Source organism: Photorhabdus tasmaniensis (assembly GCF_011189505.1).
Lineage (GTDB): Bacteria > Pseudomonadota > Gammaproteobacteria > Enterobacterales > Enterobacteriaceae > Photorhabdus > Photorhabdus tasmaniensis.
Genome location: NZ_PUJU01000031.1, coordinates 36866 through 58226 on the forward strand (window position 1 = coordinate 36866; position 21361 = coordinate 58226).

Genomic DNA, 21361 nt, shown 5'->3' on the forward strand with positions numbered 1-21361 from the left:
AAGGGGGAAACAGAAGTGGCGGGAAGTATGACGCAAAATAAATGGCAGGCCTATTGCCGTTTAGTGCGTATTGACAGACCCATAGGTTCGTTATTGTTGTTATGGCCAACATTTTGGGCTTTATGGATTGCCGGGAAAGGTATTCCGGATATGCACATATTGTTGGTCTTTACTGCCGGTGTGTTTCTGATGCGTGCAGCAGGATGTGTCATTAATGATTTTGCTGACAGAAAATTTGATGGTTATGTCGAACGTACAAAAGCACGTCCCCTGCCCAGTGGTGCTATCAGTGAGAAAGAGAGTAAGATCCTGTTTGTTGTACTGGTGCTGATTTCTTTCGGGTTGGTTCTGGCGCTGAATAAGATGGCTATCTGGTTGTCAGTCGCTGGGTTGGCTTTGGCCTGGTTTTATCCCTTTGTTAAACGGTTCAGCCATCTTCCTCAGTTTGTATTGGGAGCGGCTTATGGCTGGTCTATCCCAATGGGATTCGCTGCGGTTAGTGAGTCCTTACCACTAGAATGCTGGCTATTATTTCTGGTTAATATCTTGTGGTCAGTTATTTATGATACACAGTATGCCATGGTCGATCGTAACGATGATCTGAAAATTGGTGTTAAGTCTACTGCTATCCTGTTTGGTCGTTTCGATAAGCTGATTATTGGTTTACTACAACTTGCTATGTTACTGGTTTTGCTGTTGGTGGGTTATATGATGAATCTGGGCGGCATCTACTATTGGTCATTGTTGCTTGCCGGTGCCTTATTTATTTATCAGCAGAAACTGATTGCAGGTCGGGAAAGAGAGCTTTGTTTCCAGGCATTTCTCAATAATAACTATGTTGGTGTGGTGTTATTTTTGGGTATCTTCTTTAGTTACGTTTGATATATCGGGTGATAATGGGGAAAACCCATTATCACCCGGATGTTAAAAATTATGCTTCTTTCGCTGTCTCTTCTGCATCGTTGTGTTCAGCCGGTAAACTGACACTCTCAATAGTCAGACGGATTTCAGGTGACATCAGCTCACTCAATACCTGATACAGCTCCTGAGTATTTGCTGTAATCACATCACCACTATCACTGATATAACCTTCTTCACGCAGTGTATTTACTGATGTGGTGAATACCGCCTTATCGAAGAATTCAGGTGCGTTAATGCCATGCAATACCGACAGACGTTGTGCCAGCATTCGGCTCTCTTTTTCCAGCGCACCCCGGCTGATTTCCGGGTTGGCATTCAGTAAAGAGAGGGTGATGGCATAACGTTGCAATGTTTCGCGGACACCGGCTGCCAGCAATTGCAATGGGCGAATACGCGCTGGATTCAACACCAGCATACCTTGCTCTTTGTTGCAGATAAGGCTCTGGCGGGTAAGCTCATTAACCAGGATATTAACCACTTCCCGCAGATCTGCTTTGCTGTAACGTATAAACAGCTCTGCTTTGAGCAGGGGATAAATAATTTCTACCTGGCTTAGTAACGCTTCACGGCTGATACGGCGATGATCAATAACGATGCAGGCAATTAGTGATGGCAGTACCAATAAATGCTGGATATTGTTGCGGTAGTAGGTCATCAAAACCGCACGCTCACGCGGTAGGATAATGATGTCGCCCATACTGTCCTTGTCTACCTCGAACTTATCCATTTGCAGAGCGTGTTCCAACAACTCTTCTGCGGTTTTCTTGGGCACAGTCACATCGTCAGTATAAGGCGCGTTGCGCATAAGTTGTATATAACAATCCAACTGCTCAAGCAGTTGCTCACGAGTAAGTGCTCGCTGACGTGATGACAGCAGGGCGGTTGAACACAGGTTGATTGCGTTAGCTGCCGCAGCATTGTTGATATTCACCATGATGTTCCCGGCTAGCTTACTGACTGTCGGGTTAACCCATTCGGGACGGTGGAATTCTATTGGGTCAATAGAGTCCCGCCAGTCAGGAACATGGTGATTAAGATATTGGATCAACGGGATAGGTTCACCAAAGTTTACATAACCTTGACCTAGATTACGAAGTTTACGCAAACCGCGCAGCATCTGGAAAAGGCTCTCTTTCTCTTTGGTTGCCCCCCGCAGCTCTTTGGCATAGGTGGCAACTTCCATCACATGTTCGTAACCGATATAAATTGGCACGATAGTGATTGGGCGTGATTCGCCTCTCAACATTGCTTGTAACGTCATGGTCAGGGTGCCCGTTTTGGGATCGAGCAAACGACCTGTCCGGGAACGACCGCCTTCCATAAAGTATTCAACAGAATAACCGCGGGCAAATAACTCACCCAGATATTCACGGAATATCGTGGCGTAGAGTTTATTACCTTTAAACGTACGGCGAATGAAAAATGCACCAAGGCGGCGGAATATCGGGCCTGCCGGCCAGAAATTCAGGTTGATGCCCGCAGCGATATGGGGCGGCACCAAACCCTGATGATAAATCACATAGGAGAGCAGCAGATAATCCATATGACTACGGTGGCAGGGCGCATAAACCAGTTCGTGACCATCCTGTGCCAGACGACGGATGCGTTCAGCGTTGTGAACATTGATCCCCTGATACAGACGGTTCCAAGTCCAACCAAGCACACGATCTGACAGCCGTACTGTTTCATAAGAGAAATTCGCAGCAATCTCTTCCATCATGTTAACGGCATTCTGTTGCGCTTTCTCATGGGAGATTTTCTTGCTGCGGGCCTCATCAGTGACGGCCTTTTCTATCGCTTTTGAAGCCAGCAGCTTATTAAACAACTCTTGACGAACAGGCAGACGCGGACCCACCGCCGCCAGGCGTTGGCGTGCATAGTGCATTCGTGCCACACGAGCCAACTTATGAGCAATTGTCTTGTCTGTGCCATGCTCCGTTGCCATATAACGCAGAGACACTGTGTTTGAAAAACGCACAAAACTGTCCCGGCCCAGCCAGAGAATGGCGAAGAATTTTTGGATACCATTAAGTAGCCGCAGATGTGGGGTGCTGTGCCCTTCACGTCCGGGGGAACGACCAAACATGACAGAAACTGGCAGCAGTTGAATATCCAGGTTTGGATTATTACGGTGCAGATCCAGATAAGCATGGAAAATTTTTACCGATTCCTGCTTTGGTGCGCAATAGCGGAATACGCGTGGGCCATTATCGATAAATACATAGCCCGGAAGCTCAGTATCACCAAGCTCCAGTGAGTTTAAAGGGTCCGGCAGATCCTGCTCAAGACATTGCTGACGTAATGTCAGTAAGTCTGCTTTGGAGTGATACGGCAAGACGTACAAAATAGGACGTGTCGTATCGAGCCGTAATTCGGTAATGGGATCTGTAGGGATAAGTTTGCTCTTTACCAGTATTTTTAGTGGTAAATTCAATAATTTATAATATATTTTACGCCAACCTGACATAAATAACTTGAAGCCTCCTGTTAGCAATAATGTCGCAAGCATACCAGAAACAAGTGTTGAGATCTGTTATGTTAAGACGATAATAAAAGATAAAAGTGGCAAATAACCTCACATTTGGTGTGAATAACTTATGGCAAATCAATCCAAGGGACTGACCCGTATCATCAAAGCAACCGTATATTCGATGAAAGGTCTCAAGGCTGCGTGGCAAAATGAAGCGGCTTTCCAACAGGAAATAATCGTATCTATATTGGCGGTAATTGTTGCATTTTATCTGGATATCAGCGCAATTGAACGCATTTTACTGATTGGTTCAGTGATGCTGGTGGTGATTGTGGAGATCCTAAACAGTGCTATTGAAGCTGTTGTTGATCGTATTGGCAGCGAATTCCATGAATTGTCTGGCCGGGCAAAAGATATGGGATCAGCGGCGGTCTTTCTGACGATGATGCTGTCGTTAATTGTCTGGAGTACCATTCTCTGGCGCTATTTTGTGACCTGATTTAGTTTAATAATGAGTCATTATACTATATTGGGCTGATTTTCTGCCCTGGCAGGTTCCCAATCGCTATTTACCTGTATATACTCACAGTTTGACTGTATAAACACACAGGGGGCGAAATGAAAGCACTTACCGTAAGGCAGCAACAAGTTTATGACTTGGTGCGTGACCACATTTCGCAAACGGGTATGCCACCAACGCGTGCTGAAATTGCATCACGTCTTGGTTTCCGTTCACCTAATGCGGCTGAAGAGCATTTAAAAGCATTGGCTCGCAAAGGGGTGATAGAGATTGTTGCCGGGGCATCCAGGGGTATCCGTTTGCTGCTAGAAGAATCTGGTTTACCGTTGATTGGTCGTGTAGCCGCAGGTGAACCACTGTTGGCACAGGAGCACATTGAAAGTCATTATCGGATTGATCCGGCACTGTTTAAGCCAAGTGCGGATTTCCTGTTGAGAGTCAGCGGTATGTCCATGAAAAATATTGGGATTATGGATGGTGATCTGTTGGCTGTGCATAAAACACAGGATGTTCGTAATGGGCAGGTTATTGTTGCCCGTATTGAAGATGAAGTAACTGTAAAACGTTTTAAACAGACGGGAAATAAAGTTGAATTGTTGGCAGAAAACCCTGATTTTAAGCCAATCGTGGTGGATCTGCACGAACGGAGCCTGACAATTGAAGGATTAGCCGTCGGGGTGATTCGTAACGGTGATGGGTTTTGATAGTAAAATATCGAATCGTTGTTTTTTAGTGATTGTCAAAGAGTTGCAATATTCCGGCAGAATCATGTTATTGGTTTATCAATATGATTATCTTGAACGTGATTCTGCGGTTGCCTGCCGCTATTTACAGGTTCTCTATTTCTTTTTTACCTCAATACTGTGGTCGTGCTGGCATCCATCCCGCTCAGTACAGGATTCAATCTCTGCACAAGAGGAACATAAACCATGCGCTTCAATGACTGTATGGCGTAAACTGAATCCGGCAGTTTTTGCTAACTGTTGAATAGCAGATTCAACGACGCCACCATCCCGTTCTGTAACAGAACCACAGCGGTCACAAATAAACATTGCTGAGGTGTGGCTTGGTTGTTCGATATGGTGGCACAGCACATAACTGTTGGTGGATTCTATTTTATGAATAAATCCCTGTTCCAGCAGAAATTCCAGTGCCCGGTATATGGTTGGTGGTTTAGCCTGTGGTTCTGCTTCCCGCAATAAATCCAGTAAATCATAAGCACTGATTGCGCCAGGTTGCTCTGAAATCAGACGCAAAACTTCAAACCGCTGCGGAGTAAAGCGAACGCCCCGTGCCAGGCAAATAGCTTCGGCTTGTTCCAGTAACTTTTTTTGGTTAATCAGTTTCATTGCGCCCCTTACAGCCAGCATGATAACAATATTAGGATGTTATCATGTTTCTACGATAGAAAATATTCTCCGGAAAAGTTCACTATGCTTGTCCCCTGATGGGGTTAATTTGGTTAAATTGATACTTAGCAGCAAAAATAATGTTTTCCTGAGGTTTGTGATAATACAGATAAGAATTATCATATAGGGTAGATAATTTTCGAAAAGGAATCATTTGTGATGAAAGAACTTTTACAAAATCAGCCTCATTATAGGCAGTTTCCTGCTAAAGGCTATCAGGTAATAAAGAATATTATCTGCGAAAAAAGAAAGTTACCTTTTCTGAGTTCATTATACGCATTGATTAATATTTTATTTGTAATTGCAATCTGTACGGGAATTATATTATCTGTAGCAATTGTATTATTTATAATAGATAATGTATCCGTCCCTGTCACAGACTATTTACTTCTGGCACAAGTCGTCAGTATAGCATTATTTTCAGTAATGTTACTTTCAGTTATTATTTATCGTATTGTTAAACGTCCTGAATGGGAACAACGGCGTTATTATCAACAAGCAGGTTTATCTTTTTTACCGGAAGAAAAGCGCCAGGTATTGCGGTTAAATATTGTGAGTGACTATTGGCTGGGTTTTTGGAGTGAAACTCTGGAGCATTATCCTTTGCAGTCACGGGTTGCTCATGATAACTATCGTTACTGCCTGCTCCCATTATCACCTACTCAGGAACATCAATCCCAACTATACAGTGACTGGGGAATTATTGATGAAGAAGGTTATATGAAAATGCTAACCAGTTTGTGGGGTGGGGTACATTCAAAGCATTTTGCTGTTGATGCTGCGCTTAGTGATGGCAAAATGTTTAAAGTTCTTGCCAAATTAGTTGAAGTAACACCTGACTCTATTCGTAAATGTTCTCAAACTGCTAATGGGCGCCCACCTGCATTAGTGTGGGGATTTGATTTGTGGCTTGCAATTGTTTTAAGCCGTAATTGTTTTTGCGCTGGTTATATCAGTGAAGAAGTGGCATGGAAAAATATGCTGAAAACCGCTGATTATATTTATGAAATCTTTGGCCGCTTTGATGAATTCTATACAAACTTCCGGTTGGGTAATGCCTACTGGAGTAATGATTTTGACAAGAGTAAAGAGCGGCTGGATCAGTTTAATTATTATAAACTGTATTGTGACTGGCCAATTGCCAGCCTGCCGTGGCCTGAGCCAAAAGGCGTTATTATGGAACGACAAATGATGACAGGTTTTTCTGCATTAGTAGAAGATGTTTTACGCAATAGAATGGAAGAGCAACAAAGGTATGAAATTGATCTCACGGAGCTGTCAGCGTCTCGTATACTTCATTAATATTTATATTAAACATTTCCCCTTGAAGAATATTTCAGGGGGAAAGTGAGAATTCTATTTCTCCGGTTAAATGATAAAAATCAATGAGATTTAGTGTTCTAGTGTTACTGCATTTGTACTAAAATTTAATATATATCAAATGATTAGGTTAAGTTTAATACTGTGTATTGTTCCAGTATTTATTGACGTTTTTCCACTTTTGCACCGCACTGTGGGGTAATCGGTGGGGTAACAAATATCTTGAATTAGAGATCCAAATGACTACTGGAATAAATCGATTATCAGATAAGAAGCTAAAATCGCTAATGGGAACTCGCTCTGACAAGGTGCGAAAGATAGCTCCTAGTGTTGCAGGTGCGCTCTTACAAATATCTCAACAAGCGTTGAAATTTTGTCGAGTCCATAGATTCTATATCCCATGTTTTAGAAGGAATTTCAAAACAAGATATAGGTGTTAAGCAAAATAAAAGAAAAAGGCTTTTAACATAAAAAGAATTATCAGATTTTTTATCAGGAGGTAAGCCATGTTTAAGATCATCACCACCACAAATCAGCGTACAGGCAAGGTAAAAAAAGCAGTTTTATCCCCGTATCTGAGATTACCGGAATGCCGGACACTTTGGTCATCACCGAAGGTTACGCCACCGCGTTAACGGTTAGGCAGTTACATAAAAGCGTTGTGCTGGCGGCGATTGATGAAAGTAATTTACTGACTGTTGCCGAACAAGTCAGAGTGCAATGACCAAATGCGAAAATTATCCTCGCTCTTATCTTTCTTTTATGGAAGCGCATGGCTTTGAACGCCCGCTAACGCTGACCCAGTTTGGCGAATCCATTCCCAAGATTATGCAGGAGTACCGGAAAGTGCGAACCAAGAAAAGCTATTCCTATAATGTTGAGTTGTCGGAAGAAGCCGAAGAGTGGCTCCCCTCTGTGCCTGAATGCAGGAGCTTTAAATCCCCTGTATAAACTTCTTGGGTTTAAGTCTGCACTCCATGCACTATTTTAACTATCTGACTGTATTTAAAAGAAAATAATAGATGTATAGTCATTTTTTAACTATACATTAACTCTGCATTCTCTTCATGAGTATAAAAAAGGGGTGAACAGGGGACGCAGTCAGTGAATATCCTATTAATGACGACCAACCCAGCGGTAGCAAGGCGTTCAGGAAATTGTGCAGAGGGTGCATAGTGAAAGGAGCGAAAAAGATTTTCAGGGGTATCTTCTGGCAGGTAAATAAAAGCCAGACAAACCAGAAAAGGAAAACTATCACGTCAGCATGATTTTTATTTAGGGTATTACCTGAAATTTAAAATAGGTCATTATCTGATTTTGTTTAAGAAGAGACATTAATCACAAATTAACTGATGTTCTTTTATACATGCTAGAATCGATAAGCATAGCTGTTATATCCTGCCTCATGAAATGTATTATTGAGCATTGATTGGATATCATGTTACAGGAGAGACAAGCATGTCATACCTCATTTACCTGTCGTTAAAAGGCAAGAAGCAAGGTCTTATTTCTGCGGGCTGTTCAACGCCCGAATCTATTGGCAACCGGTATCAGGCGGGACGGGAAGATCAGATACAGGTATTAAGCCTCAGTCACGCGATGAGCCGCGACCAGAACGTCAATCATCACCCTGTCAGCTTTGTGAAACCCCTTGATAAATCCTCTCCCTTGTTGGCGATGGCGATAGATGGTAACGAGTTGTTGGATGCCAAATTTATGTGTTACCGGACAAATCCAATGGGGCAGTTAGAATTTTTTTATGAAATCAAACTGACCGGCGCGACGATGGTTGATGTTTCCTATCATTACCCACATTCCATCGACAACAACGGAGCTATACCGCATGAAGTGGTGATGCTGGATTACAAGTCTATCTCATGTAGCCATCTCGCCGCCGGAACGTCGGGTTACAGTATTTCGCAATTAGTTGGACGTGAAGAAGAAAGACCGCTTTTATCTGGGTTTAATCATATTCAGCCATTGATTGAAAAAGCTATTTCTGCTCTATTTAGCCATAAGTTCACTCTGAAACATCAAGGAAATATTTGCCAAGATATTGCGTATGGTGTGGAAACGGACAAAGGACTGATTGAGGGAGTATGTCAAACATCTGGAATGACAAAACAGTTTGATGCCAAAAAAGAAGAGAATATTGAAGTTAAATATTTATTTCAGACAAAAATAGGGATTTAATTATGTCGATTTTTAAAACAAAAACCGTTAAAGGCGGCAAAAATACAGAAATTGAAATGGATATTTTTTATTTAAACCAAATCCCAGATGCAATGGAAAAAATGGGCTGGGAAATGGCACCAAAATTGATGCGCCATTGGTTTAATACAAAACCTGCTTATTCTTTTACAGAAAAAACAAAAACAGAATATTTTCGAGGTTGCGCAATAGATATACCAAGTGAACTGGTTAATGATTCCATAATAAAAATGGAATGGGCAATGAAATATAAACAACCTCAAGACGTGATGTCTGTATTAATTAATGGATGGGCAAGTAATGCGGGTATCGTGCAATTAAAAGAACAGCTAGAAAAAGAAGGTGGAAAAAAAGAATTAGGATATGAAAAGGATATACGGGAAATAGACACGTTTTCAGTAGTCAATGTTAGGCAGTTTGGTTCTAAGTTGGATACGGTTGATGATTGGTATGGGGCTATGGGTAATTCCAATATGAAGGTGGCTGTTAAGGGACATGTGGATAAATTAAACAGTAAAGATGTTTTTGTCACTGAACAAATTGGCATGTATTTAAAAGACACCTATGATTTTGTTGGCGCTAATGAACCTTTAGGCATTTGGAGTAAAAACGGGATATTAGACAAAATGAGTTCCGTTGATTATGCCGCTCTTTATGCGACTGGAAGTTGGCTGGCCTTATGGATTAAATACAATGGATATGTTCCTGTAATTAATGATAGCTTTAGAAAATGGCAGAAAAAACATAATGAAGGTGGTGATTTTATTGTTTTTTCTGATATTTTATGGATGAACCCGTTACCACAACATAAAATTATTTACCTATGAAAAATAAATGTAAATTCCTTTTTAGAAAGCCATGGCTGGTTTTATTTTTTATCATTATTTTTATAATATGGATGTTATTTCCATCAACATTGTTCTTCGGTAATTGGAATAAATATTTTGAGGAAAGGGGTGAAGATGGTAAATATACCGCAGTGGTATATAAGAAGTTGCCAATATCTCCATATGCAATGTGGAAATATGTCATTTTTGGAGACAAATATTTTATTGTTTTATATGATAATAAAAACAGAGATATCTGGAAGAGTTCTCCTTTTACGTCAATATCATATGGGGCATTTTCTGCCTCATTTAGCCTTCCAACCGCTAATAAAGACGCTTTTATCTATCCAACAAATGACGGATATGAAGTCATCTATGTAAATAAATTAAAATAATATTTGTAAATATTATGTCTTCATGTTTTCTCTTGTTTAGCCTCTGAATTCCAGAGGCTTCTTTATTATTTTTCATCGTGTTAAATAGTATTTAAATAAACAAATAACGCAAAAACACCATGAAGAAATTACTCGAATTACGCCAGCAAAAAGCCGCTTTAACCCAGCAAATGCGCTCGCTGCTGACCAAAGCCGAAACTGAAAAGCGTTCACTCACCGAAGATGAAGCCAAACAATTCGACGAACTGCGCAACCAGTCCGATACGCTTAACGCCGAAATTGCCCGTTATGAGGCGCTGTCTGATGAAGAACGCAGTCCGGCGAAGACTCAGCCAACCAGTGAAACACTCAGTAATGACGAACTGCGCCATTATCTTCTGACCGGAGAAACCCGCGCCTTGTCTACAGGTGTCCCCTCAGAGGGTGGCTATACCGTTATCCCGGAACTGAACAAACAAATCATGCAGCAATTGGCTGATGAGTCGGTTATGCGCCGGATCTGCACCATCAAGATCACACGCAGCAACGAATATAAGCAATTGGTTTCAGTCGGTGGCACAGTGGTCGCCCACGGGGAAGAAGGCAAGGCACGCGGTGAGACGCCCACACCGAAGATGGAAGAAGTCAGCATTAAGCTGTTCCCGATTTACGCCTATCCCAAGACCACCCAAGAAATCATCGACTTTAGCGATGTGGATATCTTGGGCTGGTTGACGTCTGAGATTGCAGATACGTTTATCGATACCGAAGAAACGGATCTGGTGAGCGGTGATGGCAGCAAAAAAGCCAAGGGCTTCCTGTCTTATCCCCGTGATCCCCAAGCTGATAAGGTACGCGCTTTCGGCACGCTGCAAAAGCTGGAAGTCAGCACCCTTGAAGCCGATAGCCTGATTGACCTGAAATTCCTGCTCAGGAACAAATACCGCAAGAACGCCGTGTGGATGATGAACTCCACGACCGCCGCCAAAGTACAGAAGCTGAAAAATGGCAACGGGGATTATATCTGGCGCGAGCGTTTACAGGCGGGTGATCCTGACATGTTGCTGGGCTTGCCGGTTCATTACCTCGAATTTATGCCGGAAGGTGTGATCGGGCTGGGTGATTTCAAACGCGGCTACTTCATCGTTGACCATCAAACAGGCACCCGTACCCATCCCGACAATATCACCAAACCGGGATTTTATAAGGTACACACCGATAAATATTTGGGCGGCGGTCTGGTGGACTCCAACGCCATCAAGGTGCTGGAAGTGAAAACAACCAGTAAATAAGCAAGAGGGGCACAGTGCCCCTTTTCTGTCTTGGAGTCCATAGATGAATAAAGATTTTGAAATCCGCACTGCGTCCTTGTCAGCGTCAGATAGAAAACTGACCGGTTACGTGATTAAGTGGAACAGTCGATCCCAAATCCTGTGGGATGAGTTTGTGGAGCAGTTCGCCGCGAATGCCTTTAGCGCCAGCTTAACGGCGGGTACTGATGTCAGGGCACTTGATGAACATGATCATATGAACCTGTTAGGCCGCACCACGTCCGGTACGTTACAACTTGCCGAAGATGCCACCGGATTACGTTTCGAGTTAACCCCGCCTGATACGCAATTGGGGCGCGATGTGCTGACCCTCGTTGAGCGTGGCGATATACAAGGCATGTCCTTTGGCTTTCGTGCCATTAAAGATCAGTGGGATACGGGTCAATCACCCTACGTCAGAACCGTCTTAGAAGCCGAACTGCGGGAAATCACCATCACCAGCTTGCCCGCTTATCCTGAAAGTGGCGTAGAGATTGCCAGACGTTCGCTGAATGCGGTTAACCCCTGCGATGTGGATTTGCGCCATTACTGGCTGCAACTGTCCGAGGTGTGATTATGTGGCCTTTTAAGCGAAAACCGCCTGAGATTCGCAACATGACGATGGATGAGTTCCTTTCTCTAGCGGGCATGGCTAACACCCAATCGGGTGAACATGTCTCACCCTCCACGGCGGAGGGCTTGCCTGCGGTGATGAATGCCGTCACGGTCATTAGTGAGGCTATCGCCAGTATGCCTTGTTACCTCTATCGGGTGCAGCACCAGAACAGTAAAGAATCCCGCGAATGGCTCAGTGATCACCCCGTTGATTATTTGCTGAATGAAGGCCCGAATGACTGCCAGACCCCGTTTCAGTTCAAGCGTACCCTGTGATGCGTCATTGCCTGTTAAATGGTAATGCCTATGCCGTGATTGTCTGGGGAAAAAATGGACAGCCACAATCCTTACACCCTTATCCGCCGTCAGCCGTTATCCCACAACGGTTATCCGATCACCGGTTTGCTTACACCATCACCGAGCCTTATAGCGGCAAGGTAAAAACCTACCTGCAAAAAGAAGTGTTGCATTTGCATTACCACCGTCTGGACGAAAGTAAGATTTATCAGTGGCCGGGAATTGGTGGCTTCCGGTGCGGTACTTTCCGAAGCCACGGTACGTATCTGGCTGCGTTACCGTGATGACATCACCGTAGTTAACAGAATTTACCCCGCTTCCTTAAATCACCTATTTTAAATGAAACGGGGCTGATATTTACGTTATCAGTTAATGAGTTAAATTAAACTGATAAACTTTCTCTCAATGTCTTTAATAGCTGCGCATCCCGCCAGCTTCATGCTAAGTTTCAGCTCATACTTAAGCAGGTTTAAAACGGAAGTCACGCCTGGTGCTCCGCCCAATGCCAGTCCATATAAAATTGGTCTGCCGATAGCGACAGCTTTAGCACCTAATGCGAGAGCTTTAAACACATGAATACCGCGACGGATACCGCCATCTAAATAGACCGGAATGTGACGCCCAACGGCCTCAACAATGCCAGGTAATGACTTGATTGCTGCCGGGACAGTGTCTAATTGCCGGCCACCGTGGTTAGAGACTTGAATGGCTGTGGCTCCGTGGTCAACACATTCTTTAGCATTTTCGGCAGATTGAATACCTTTGACAATGATTGGAAGACCTGATTCTTTGGCAAGAAATTCCAGATCCTTAAAATCAAGATCACGTTTAAATAGCGCTGTAATCTCTGATAATGTTGCACCAACGGGAGCGCCAGGAATATTAGGAAATAGAAGTGAACTTGGGTAGGTAAATTTATTACGTCTATCAGCTTCCCTATTACCGCTCCACTCTAAATCAACCGTAAATACGATGGCGGTTGCGCCCATAGCTTTAGCCCGGCGTATTAGTTCACGGTTAATACCCATATCTTTGGTAAAATAAATTTGGAACCATTTGGGGCCGTTACTCACTTTTGCTATATCTTCGAGAGATGAATTAGACAGAGTTTGTGCAGTAAACAGGGTACCGGCAGCAGCAGCGCCTCTTGCTGTTCCCACTTCAGCGGAGATATGAGCCAGTCCGTGTGCCGCCATCGGTGGAATGAAAATAGGTATATCCACTTTACTGCCAAGTAATTCGGTTGTTGTGTCAGGTTCTTTTATCCCCGCGAGATAGCGGGGAATAATTTGGTAATCGTCAAAGGCTCTAGTATTTTCTCGTAGCGTCCATTCATCACCTGAACCACTGCTAATATAGCCAAATTGAGGGGCAGGAATCAGTTCACGTGCTTCGTCTTCCAAATCATAAAGACTAATAATATCAAGGGCTTTTTCTACACTACCTGTTTTATAAGCTCCTTGCAGTTTTATGTTAGCAGTTGCAGCATTAGCTGAAGATACCGTAGATAGAATACCGGCAGCAGCAAGACTTAATCCTCCAACCATGACGTCTCTTCTTGATGGCATACAATTCCCCCTTACTTAAAGTAGGCTTATAAATATTGACAATAGAATTTGTCCACATATATAAGAATAGACAAATTCTGGATAATTCAAGCTAATAAATACTTAAGCATGTTTTTATGAGCTTACAAAGCTTATTGGACCCGGTGATTTTTTGTTGTGAGAGGCTCATCTAAAAATTCAAAAATTAGTTTCAGGTGTTGATCTATTACCTAAATTAACTATAAGAAAATAGTTAATTGCTACAAGTTATAAAAAATTTTCATCGTTCTTTATCAGAAAGAAACTATTATTGAAATGCAATATCAAAATGATATTCGATGATAGGACAGATGTTTTTATTCTAATATCTATTAATGGTAGATTCACATAATCATATCAACTACTGATGAAAATGGCAGTTGCCAACGGCAACGGCCAATTCCCCGTCAACATCAAGCTGAAACGTTAGAAATAGAATAGGCTCCTATCTCAGTGCGTTGGCTAAACCGCTGTTTGCGGCGATATGCAAACACATCTTCCACATGACCACCTTTAATCCGTTCCTGTAGCGCTCGCCAATAATCTGCTTTGAACAAATCACTATGCATCTCTTCAAAATAGCGGCGAATGCGACTGTCAGTGCAAAGAAAGTGCCGGAATTCCTCAGGAAAAACATCATTTGGTGCCACGCTGTACCAAGGTTCACTGGCCAATTCATCTTCTGGATAACGTGGCGGTGGTATATCGCGGAAGTTAACTTCCGTCATATAACAGATTTCATCATAGTCGTAGAACACCACACGCCCATGCCGTGTCACACCAAAGTTTTTGAACAACATATCTCCGGGGAAAATATTCGCCGCAGCAAGTTGTTTAATCGCATTGCCGTATTCTTCAATCGCATCTTTCAGTTTCTGTTCATCCACCTGTTCCATATAGATATTCAACGGTGTCATCCGGCGTTCCATATACAAATGCTTGATAAGGATCTTATCCCCCAAATCTTCTAACTTTTCCGGTATTTCTTTCTGCAACTCTTCCATTAGCTCAGGACTGATACGAACCTTATCAACAACGAAATTTTCGAATTCCTGTGTGTCAGCCATTCTCCCCACACGGTCATGTTCTTTGACCAACCGGTAACACTCTTGTACCCGCTCCTGAGTTACCTCTTTCTGTGGCGCAAATTTATCTTTAATAACCTTGAATACTCTATCAAGTAAAGGGGAAGTAAACACTAACATCACCATCCCCTTAACACCGGGAGCGATCATAAATTGTTCTTTGGAAAAGGTAATGAATGCCAGATATTCCCGGTAATATTCTGTCTTACCATGCTTCTGACAGCCAATTGCCATATAAAGCTCAGAGGTCGATTTAGCCGGCAGAATTTCTCTCAACCACTCAACCAAAGCCGCAGGTAAAGGCGCATAAACCATAAAATAGGAACGAGCAAAACCGAATACAATGCTGGCATCAGCCTGATCGGTCAGACAGGTATCAATAAAAATCCCACCAGATTCGTTATGATGGATCGGCAATAAGAAAGGGTAAACCTGATTTTCAATGCGGATTTTACCCACTAGCCAGGCGGCTTTATTACGATAAAACAGTTCATTCACTATCTGAAAAGTCGCCTGTAATAATTCCTCAACTGGAAATGTTCGTTGCAGATAATCCGTGATGTAACGAATATCCCTCTCCAGATCTTCCCAGTACAAACGCAGCGGCAGGTCATTAAGCATTGTCCGTAGCATTGAGGCAAGATTGCCATCAGGGAAAAAGTCACGGGATAAAGGACGGGGAATATCCCGAAATCTTCGAGCAGGCTGGGAGGTAAAAATAAATAACTTATCCGGCGTCAGGTTACGATGCTCAAACAGACGGCAATAAACAGAATTAAAAAAACTCTCGGCAATTTCAAATCGGGGATAATCCGGTAATAAACTGGTATAAACTACCTTCACTTCGGCAATGTACTCTTCATCATACCCGAAAGCACCATGTATGCATTTAAGCTGCTCAACGACCAGCCCAACGTGATGATCATAAAGATTGATACGCTTTTTCATGGCTTGCTGAACGGCGCGCCAATCAGCCTGTTCAAAGCGCTGCTGTGCACCTGAAGTCACCTCCAAAAAGCGACCATACTGTGCATCGAATCCTTGTAAAATAGTTTGTGCTATCAGATGTGCTGAATTTATCCCCATCGCAACTCCTCAATATATTCAGCCTGCAATAAGCAGGCTGAATAGAATAAGAAACACAACAATTAGAACTGCTGCTCTTCCGTAGAACCCGTCAATGCAGTGACAGATGATGTCCCACCCTGAATAATCGTGGTCACTTTATCGAAATAGCCTGTACCCACTTCCTGCTGATGGGAAGAGAAGGTATAACCACGTTCAATGGATTCGAATTCTTTTTCCTGAACTTTCTCCACATAATGTTTCATGCCTTCTCCCTGCGCGTAAGCGTGTGCCAGGTCAAACATGTTGAACCACATACTGTGGATACCCGCCAGAGTAATAAATTGGAATTTATAACCCATTGCTGACAGTTCAGCCTGGAAACGCGCAATGGTCTTATCATCCAAATTCTTTTTCCAATTGAACGATGGCGAACAGTTGTAAGCCAGTAATTTACCGGGATATTTAGCGTGAATCGCCTCAGCAAAACTGCGAGCCATTTCGATATCAGGCGTTGACGTCTCACACCACACCAAGTCAGCATACGGCGCATAAGCCAAACCACGACTAATCGCCTGATCGATACCTGCTCTGGTACGGAAAAATCCTTCATAAGTCCGCTCGCCAGTAATAAATTCACCGTCATAAGCGTCACAATCAGAAGTCAACAAATCAGCTGCATCGGCATCTGTACGGGCAATCAGCAATGTCGGCACGCCAGAAACATCTGCGGCCAAACGCGCAGCAACCAATTTTTGAATGGCCTCTTGTGTCGGAACCAGAACTTTACCGCCCATATGACCACATTTTTTCACCGCAGCAAGTTGATCTTCAAAGTGAACAGCCGCAGCGCCAGCCTCAATCATGGCTTTCATCAATTCAAAAGCATTCAGAACACCACCAAATCCTGCTTCCGCATCTGCCACAATTGGCAGAAAATAATCGGTATATTCTTGGCTATCAGTACCAATGCCATTTGCCCACTGAATCTGATCTGCACGGCGAAAACTGTTGTTAATACGTTTGACTACTGCCGGAACCGAATCCACCGGATAGAGGGATTGATCAGGATACATACTGGATGCGGTGTTAGCATCAGCCGCAACCTGCCAGCCAGAAAGATAAATCGCTTCAATACCCGCTTTCGCCTGCTGTAATGCCTGTCCGCCAGTCAATGCACCCAATGAGTTCACATAACCTTTCTTTGCCTTGCCATTCAGTAATTCCCACAGCTTTTTAGCACCAAGCTGCGCCAATGTATGTTCAGGATTTACCGAACCGCGCAATTTAACCACTTCTTCCGCACTGTACGGACGGATAATTCCATTCCAGCGGGCGCTTTTCCATTCTTGTTCCAATTGAGCGATTTGTTGAGTTCTGGAGATTGTCATGACTTCTACTTCCTAATCTTTTATTAAATTAATCGGATAATAGTGGTTTATTGTTATTCGTTGCTTAGTCGAGCAATTGATATCCCGGCAGTGTCAGGAAATCTATCAGTTCGTCCTGAGTCGTAATATGCTCCATCAACTTGGCCGCATCGCTAAATCGCCCTTGGCTGAAACGTGTTTCTCCAACTTCTTGCTTAATGACCTCCATTTCCTCTTCCAGCATTTTTTTGAATAAGCTTTTTGTTACTTTTTTACCGTTGGATAATGATTTTTCATGATGAATCCATTGCCAAATGGATGTCCGGGAAATTTCTGCTGTCGCAGCATCTTCCATCAAGCCATAAATAGGCACGCACCCATTTCCTGAAATCCAGGCTTCAATGTATTGAACTGCTACGCGGATATTGGCGCGCATCCCTTCTTCAGTGCGCTCTCCTGGACAAGGCTCCAGTAATTGCACTGCCGTAATAGGTGCATCTTCCCTGCGGGAAATAGCTAACTGGTTTTGCAGTTCTCCCAATGCCTTATCGAAAACCTCCATTACCGTATCGGCAAGACCAGGATGGGCAACCCATGTACCATCATGACCATTACGCGCTTCCAACTCTTTATCCGCCCGGACTTTATCTAACACCCATTTGTTGTGTTCAGTATCTTTGCTTGGAATAAAGGCGGCCATTCCCCCCATCGCAAATGCTCCGCGTTTATGGCAGGTTCTGATCAGTAAACGGGAATAAGCACTCAGGAACGGCTGATCCATCGTGACAGATTGACGATCAGGTAAAACCCGGTCACTATGATTTTTCAATGTCTTGATATAACTGAAAATATAATCCCAGCGACCACAGTTAAGGCCAACAATATGGTGACGAAGATGGTAAAGAATCTCATCCATCTGAAATACAGCAGGCAGAGTTTCAATCAATACTGTTGCTTTGATTGTACCTCTCGGCAAATCAAAGCGATCTTCTGCAAAACTGAACACATCACTCCACCAAAGCGCTTCGTGGTAAGACTGAATTTTGGGTAAATAGAAATAAGGGCCACTCCCTTTTGCCAGCAATTGCTGATAGTTGTGGTAAAAATAGAGCGCGAAATCAAACAATCCGCCGGCAATGGGTTCATCCTGATAGAGAACATGTTTTTCCGGTAAATGAAGCCCTCTTACCCGTGCGACCAAAACAGCAGGATCTGATTGTAACTGGTACTGTTTACCCTGCTCATTAACGTAAGAAATTGTGCCATTCACAGCATCACGTAAATTAATTTGTCCCTCAATAACCTTATCCCAAGCCGGCGCTAAGGAATCTTCGAAATCAGCCATAAAAACTTTTACATTGGCATTCAACGCGTTGATAACCATTTTCCGTTCAACTGGTCCAGTGATTTCTACTCTGCGGTCACGGAGATCAATTGGAATATTTTGAATTTTCCATTCACTTTCTCGAATGGAACTGGTTTCCGAAATAAAATCAGGCAATTCACCGCCATCAATTTTCTTCTGCCAAATATTCCGATCCGCTAATAGTTTTTTCCGTGTATCAGTAAACTGGATAACCAGATTTTCCAGAAGATCTACCGCTTCAGGCGTCAAAACCTCCCGCTCTGCCGCGCCAAATTGCTTAATAAACGATAATTCAGTCGCTAAAGTTTGCTGCGTCATTTACCCATCCTCATTTTAAAGCACACCTGAATAAGAGTAATCTATATTTAAAATAAATCAAAAACGATTTCCATTTTTAAAAAAAATTAATTTTATTAAAGTAAAAACAATGAGTTAAATGACAAATTACCTACACATAATTAGAGAAATAGATTCCATAAATTATACGATAATTTTGTTAAGTTTTTGTTATATAAGATAAACTACAAAAAGTGCGATGTTTTGACAGAAGATCAGAAAAAAATCTGGGGAATGGAATGGCTGAAATTCAGCCATTTATGAAGATATTAATCCAGTGTTGGATTCATGTAGGTAAGATCATATGGCGTAATCTGGTACACATAGTAATTTAGCCAGTTGGAAAATAGTAAATGCCCATGGCTACGCCATGAGGCCAATGGTTTTCTTTCTGGATTATTATCTGGAAAATAATTTATTGGGATCTTTGGATCTAGACCTGCCGCTAAATCACGTAAATATTCACCAGCCAGTGTTCCGGCATCATATTCAGGATGACCCGTTACAAACACCATGCGTTTATCTTTGCTCGCCAGTAAATACACACCTGCATCTTCAGAGCAGGAAAGAATATCCAGATCCGTATGTTCACGAATAACCTGCTCAGGAAAGTCCGCATAGCGGGAATGAGGAGCAAAAAAAGATTCATCAAACCCCCGAGTCAAAAGTGCCAGAGGGTCAAAAGTAGTATGATAATAAACACCTGATAATTTTACTTCTCTGGTAAACTTCGGCAAACCATACAAAATATTCAAAGCCGCTTGTACTGCCCAACAGATAAATAGAGTAGAAGTTACATGCTCCTTTGCCCAACTAATTATTCTTTCGATCTGCCCCCAATACGCCACATCGCCAAATTCAACTAACCCCAATGGGGCACCAGTGACAATTAGACCATCAAAATTTTGGTGTTTTATCTGCTCGAAATCACAATAAAAGTTATTCAAATGCTCAATAGGCGTATTTTTACACTTCCGGTTATCTACTCTGAGTAACTGAATATCTACCTGTAAAGGTGTGTTGGATAGCAATCGTAAAAATTGATTTTCTGTCTCAATCTTCTTTGGCATCAGGTTAAGCAGCAATACCTTTAACGGACGTATATTTTGAATATTTGCACGGGTAGATGTCATCACGAACACATTTTCGTCTCGTAAGAGATTCACAGCAGGTAATTCATCCGGTATACAAATTGGCATGCTATAACCTCGATTTTTTTGTCCGTTTACATGTTTAGACTTCTAGATAGCCAAATCTAACTAAATATTAGCCGAATGTCGAGACTTTACAAGTAAGCTGAAATTATTTCATTTTGCTCATACTACGATATCCAATATGATAATAGTTAATAAATTTTTAATACTTTAAACAGAAAATAATTTAAATTTCATTTTTTATCTAAAAAGATAATAAGGTTAATTTGCTTAAAAACGGATTGGAATACATGTAGCTTCCTCTGAGACAGATATTAAAATTAATCTACCATAAACATTTAAAAGTGCGCATCCAGCGGCATTAAAATTTTATATTCAGGGCGGATTTAACGCAATAAATGCAGTTTTTCCGAAGGAGAGCTAATTGCATTTAATCGAGAATCATTAACCATTAATAGAAAGTTAAAAAGAAATCCACACGCAAAAGAATATCGTCCAAACAGATGTGTGTTCAAACGCTTTTTCACTGGCTATTTTATGAAGAAAACTATAAAAATAACGCAATAAAAAAAGGATAAAACAGTTAATTTGACAGGATTTAAGCCCTAAAAAAAGATGATTATACGAAAAAACAAGAAGAGGTATTTTTATATCATAAAGTTATTTAACTGCTGATTTATGAAGACAAAACAAAGAGTAATGACCTATAAAACCTGCTCAGAATTACTAGTAAACTTTATAGGTGGGGCGGGATTCCATTTTACGAAAAAACAACCAATAAATAGATATTGATATAATCTCCCCCACTCAATACGGCTTTATCAATAGTCTTTGATAGCCATTCAGTCTGTTTTTTAAATTAAATCTAAAAATGTGAGATCTCGCCCTGATTTTTTAAAGGAAATGCATATCGAACGAAGAAGGTCAATCAGTCAGTCAATAAAATCATCCCCAGAAACGCAAAAACCCCCAGCTGACGCTGAGGATTTCTACTTAAGATTAAAGCCTGGCAGTTCCCTACTCTCACATGGGGAGACCCCACACTACCATCGGCGCTACGGCGTTTCACTGCTGAGTTCGGCATGGGGTCAGGTGGGACCACCGCGCTATCGCCGCCAGGCAAAT

At 42.3% G+C, this 21361-nt stretch carries 18 protein-coding genes, 1 rRNA gene and 2 pseudogenes; 13 read left to right on the top strand and 8 right to left on the bottom strand.

Features of this window, described 5'->3' with window-relative positions; genetic code table 11:
- The first annotated feature begins 27 nt into the window (after positions 1–27).
- Positions 28–882 (top strand): 4-hydroxybenzoate octaprenyltransferase, encoded by an 855-nt coding sequence (ubiA, locus tag C5471_RS14730; protein ID WP_166296052.1) that lies wholly within the window; start codon positions 28–30, stop codon positions 880–882.
- A 49-nt stretch (positions 883–931) separates the two neighbouring features.
- Here ubiA and plsB read toward each other — a convergent pair whose 3' ends face one another.
- The gene (gene plsB, locus C5471_RS14735) at positions 932–3388 is read right to left on the bottom strand and encodes a glycerol-3-phosphate 1-O-acyltransferase PlsB (RefSeq protein ID WP_133816391.1); all 2457 of its coding nucleotides are present in this window, start codon (positions 3386–3388) and stop codon (positions 932–934) included.
- A gap of 130 nt (positions 3389–3518) precedes the next feature.
- On the opposite strand from plsB, the gene C5471_RS14740 reads away from it, so the two are divergent.
- The gene (locus tag C5471_RS14740; RefSeq protein WP_133816392.1) at positions 3519–3890 is read left to right on the top strand and encodes a diacylglycerol kinase; all 372 of its coding nucleotides are present in this window, start codon (positions 3519–3521) and stop codon (positions 3888–3890) included.
- Positions 3891–4009: 119 nt separating this feature from the next.
- The gene (gene lexA / locus C5471_RS14745) at positions 4010–4615 is read left to right on the top strand and encodes a transcriptional repressor LexA (RefSeq protein ID WP_133816393.1); all 606 of its coding nucleotides are present in this window, start codon (positions 4010–4012) and stop codon (positions 4613–4615) included.
- 135 nt (positions 4616–4750) lie between these two features.
- Here lexA and zur read toward each other — a convergent pair whose 3' ends face one another.
- On the bottom strand, positions 4751–5260 hold the full coding sequence (gene zur / locus C5471_RS14750; RefSeq protein WP_133816394.1) for a zinc uptake transcriptional repressor Zur: 510 nt from the start codon (positions 5258–5260) through the stop codon (positions 4751–4753).
- Positions 5261–5479: 219 nt separating this feature from the next.
- Here zur and C5471_RS14755 point away from each other — a divergent pair, with 219 nt between their 5' ends.
- From C5471_RS14755 to C5471_RS14795, 10 genes and pseudogenes are all read left to right on the top strand, one after another.
- On the top strand, positions 5480–6622 hold the full coding sequence (locus C5471_RS14755; RefSeq protein ID WP_133816462.1) for a DUF1266 domain-containing protein: 1143 nt from the start codon (positions 5480–5482) through the stop codon (positions 6620–6622).
- 607 nt (positions 6623–7229) lie between these two features.
- The gene (locus C5471_RS24865) at positions 7230–7364 is read left to right on the top strand and encodes a hypothetical protein (RefSeq protein WP_278250163.1); all 135 of its coding nucleotides are present in this window, start codon (positions 7230–7232) and stop codon (positions 7362–7364) included.
- Positions 7361–7591 (top strand): primase-like DNA-binding domain-containing protein, encoded by a 231-nt coding sequence (locus C5471_RS14760; RefSeq protein ID WP_133816395.1) that lies wholly within the window; start codon positions 7361–7363, stop codon positions 7589–7591. Before C5471_RS24865 ends, C5471_RS14760 begins: the two co-directional genes overlap by 4 nt.
- A gap of 507 nt (positions 7592–8098) precedes the next feature.
- Positions 8099–8833, top strand: coding sequence for an Hcp family type VI secretion system effector (locus C5471_RS14765; RefSeq protein WP_133816396.1), 735 nt, complete (start codon positions 8099–8101; stop codon positions 8831–8833).
- A gap of 2 nt (positions 8834–8835) precedes the next feature.
- Complete coding sequence (locus C5471_RS14770; protein ID WP_133816397.1) at positions 8836–9678, top strand: DUF6402 family protein; 843 nt, start codon at positions 8836–8838, stop codon at positions 9676–9678.
- On the top strand, positions 9675–10073 hold the full coding sequence (locus tag C5471_RS24015; RefSeq protein WP_242688716.1) for a DUF6201 family protein: 399 nt from the start codon (positions 9675–9677) through the stop codon (positions 10071–10073). Before C5471_RS14770 ends, C5471_RS24015 begins: the two co-directional genes overlap by 4 nt.
- Positions 10074–10192: 119 nt before the next feature.
- The gene (locus C5471_RS14780) at positions 10193–11344 is read left to right on the top strand and encodes a phage major capsid protein (protein ID WP_133816398.1); all 1152 of its coding nucleotides are present in this window, start codon (positions 10193–10195) and stop codon (positions 11342–11344) included.
- Positions 11345–11387: 43 nt separating this feature from the next.
- A complete protein-coding gene (locus tag C5471_RS14785) occupies positions 11388–11936 on the top strand; it encodes an HK97 family phage prohead protease (protein WP_133816399.1) in 549 nt (182 codons plus the stop codon).
- Between the two features lie 2 nt (positions 11937–11938).
- Positions 11939–12456 (top strand): annotated as a pseudogene (locus C5471_RS14790) (phage portal protein); the annotation flags it as partial.
- Positions 12452–12586 (top strand): annotated as a pseudogene (locus C5471_RS14795) (phage head closure protein); the annotation flags it as partial. The pseudogenes C5471_RS14790 and C5471_RS14795, both read left to right, overlap by 5 nt.
- A 65-nt stretch (positions 12587–12651) precedes the next feature.
- Here C5471_RS14795 and C5471_RS14800 read toward each other — a convergent pair.
- From C5471_RS14800 to rrf, 6 genes are all read right to left on the bottom strand, one after another.
- Complete coding sequence (locus C5471_RS14800) at positions 12652–13842, bottom strand: lactate oxidase (RefSeq protein ID WP_133816400.1); 1191 nt, start codon at positions 13840–13842, stop codon at positions 12652–12654.
- 431 nt (positions 13843–14273) lie between these two features.
- The gene (gene aceK, locus C5471_RS14805; protein WP_133816401.1) at positions 14274–16031 is read right to left on the bottom strand and encodes a bifunctional isocitrate dehydrogenase kinase/phosphatase; all 1758 of its coding nucleotides are present in this window, start codon (positions 16029–16031) and stop codon (positions 14274–14276) included.
- A gap of 62 nt (positions 16032–16093) precedes the next feature.
- On the bottom strand, positions 16094–17401 hold the full coding sequence (gene aceA, locus C5471_RS14810) for an isocitrate lyase (RefSeq protein WP_133816402.1): 1308 nt from the start codon (positions 17399–17401) through the stop codon (positions 16094–16096).
- A 64-nt stretch (positions 17402–17465) separates the two neighbouring features.
- Entirely contained in the window at positions 17466–19064 is a 1599-nt protein-coding gene (gene aceB / locus C5471_RS14815) for a malate synthase A (protein WP_133816403.1), read from the bottom strand.
- 287 nt (positions 19065–19351) lie between these two features.
- Positions 19352–20281 (bottom strand): homoserine O-acetyltransferase MetA, encoded by a 930-nt coding sequence (metA, locus tag C5471_RS14820; RefSeq protein ID WP_133816404.1) that lies wholly within the window; start codon positions 20279–20281, stop codon positions 19352–19354.
- A gap of 959 nt (positions 20282–21240) precedes the next feature.
- Positions 21241–21356: ribosomal RNA gene (rrf, locus tag C5471_RS14825) — 5S ribosomal RNA — on the bottom strand.
- Positions 21357–21361: the final 5 nt, after the last annotated feature.

What these genes read in the sequence shown, in the direction of transcription:
- C5471_RS14780 (WP_133816398.1), top strand. Translation starts at nt 10,193, where the DNA reads ATGAAGAAATTACTCGAATTACGCCAGCAAAAAGCCGCTTTAACCCAG.
- ubiA (WP_166296052.1), top strand. Translation starts at nt 28, where the DNA reads ATGACGCAAAATAAATGGCAGGCCTATTGCCGTTTAGTGCGTATTGAC.
- aceA (WP_133816402.1), bottom strand. Translation starts at nt 17,401, where the DNA reads ATGACAATCTCCAGAACTCAACAAATCGCTCAATTGGAACAAGAATGG.
- C5471_RS14755 (WP_133816462.1), top strand. Translation starts at nt 5,480, where the DNA reads ATGAAAGAACTTTTACAAAATCAGCCTCATTATAGGCAGTTTCCTGCT.
- aceB (WP_133816403.1), bottom strand. Translation starts at nt 19,064, where the DNA reads ATGACGCAGCAAACTTTAGCGACTGAATTATCGTTTATTAAGCAATTT.
- C5471_RS14785 (WP_133816399.1), top strand. Translation starts at nt 11,388, where the DNA reads ATGAATAAAGATTTTGAAATCCGCACTGCGTCCTTGTCAGCGTCAGAT.
- lexA (WP_133816393.1), top strand. Translation starts at nt 4,010, where the DNA reads ATGAAAGCACTTACCGTAAGGCAGCAACAAGTTTATGACTTGGTGCGT.
- C5471_RS24015 (WP_242688716.1), top strand. Translation starts at nt 9,675, where the DNA reads ATGAAAAATAAATGTAAATTCCTTTTTAGAAAGCCATGGCTGGTTTTA.
- C5471_RS14800 (WP_133816400.1), bottom strand. Translation starts at nt 13,842, where the DNA reads ATGCCATCAAGAAGAGACGTCATGGTTGGAGGATTAAGTCTTGCTGCT.
- C5471_RS24865 (WP_278250163.1), top strand. Translation starts at nt 7,230, where the DNA reads ATGCCGGACACTTTGGTCATCACCGAAGGTTACGCCACCGCGTTAACG.
- C5471_RS14760 (WP_133816395.1), top strand. Translation starts at nt 7,361, where the DNA reads ATGACCAAATGCGAAAATTATCCTCGCTCTTATCTTTCTTTTATGGAA.
- C5471_RS14765 (WP_133816396.1), top strand. Translation starts at nt 8,099, where the DNA reads ATGTCATACCTCATTTACCTGTCGTTAAAAGGCAAGAAGCAAGGTCTT.
- plsB (WP_133816391.1), bottom strand. Translation starts at nt 3,388, where the DNA reads ATGTCAGGTTGGCGTAAAATATATTATAAATTATTGAATTTACCACTA.
- zur (WP_133816394.1), bottom strand. Translation starts at nt 5,260, where the DNA reads ATGAAACTGATTAACCAAAAAAAGTTACTGGAACAAGCCGAAGCTATT.
- aceK (WP_133816401.1), bottom strand. Translation starts at nt 16,031, where the DNA reads ATGGGGATAAATTCAGCACATCTGATAGCACAAACTATTTTACAAGGA.
- metA (WP_133816404.1), bottom strand. Translation starts at nt 20,281, where the DNA reads ATGCCAATTTGTATACCGGATGAATTACCTGCTGTGAATCTCTTACGA.
- C5471_RS14740 (WP_133816392.1), top strand. Translation starts at nt 3,519, where the DNA reads ATGGCAAATCAATCCAAGGGACTGACCCGTATCATCAAAGCAACCGTA.
- C5471_RS14770 (WP_133816397.1), top strand. Translation starts at nt 8,836, where the DNA reads ATGTCGATTTTTAAAACAAAAACCGTTAAAGGCGGCAAAAATACAGAA.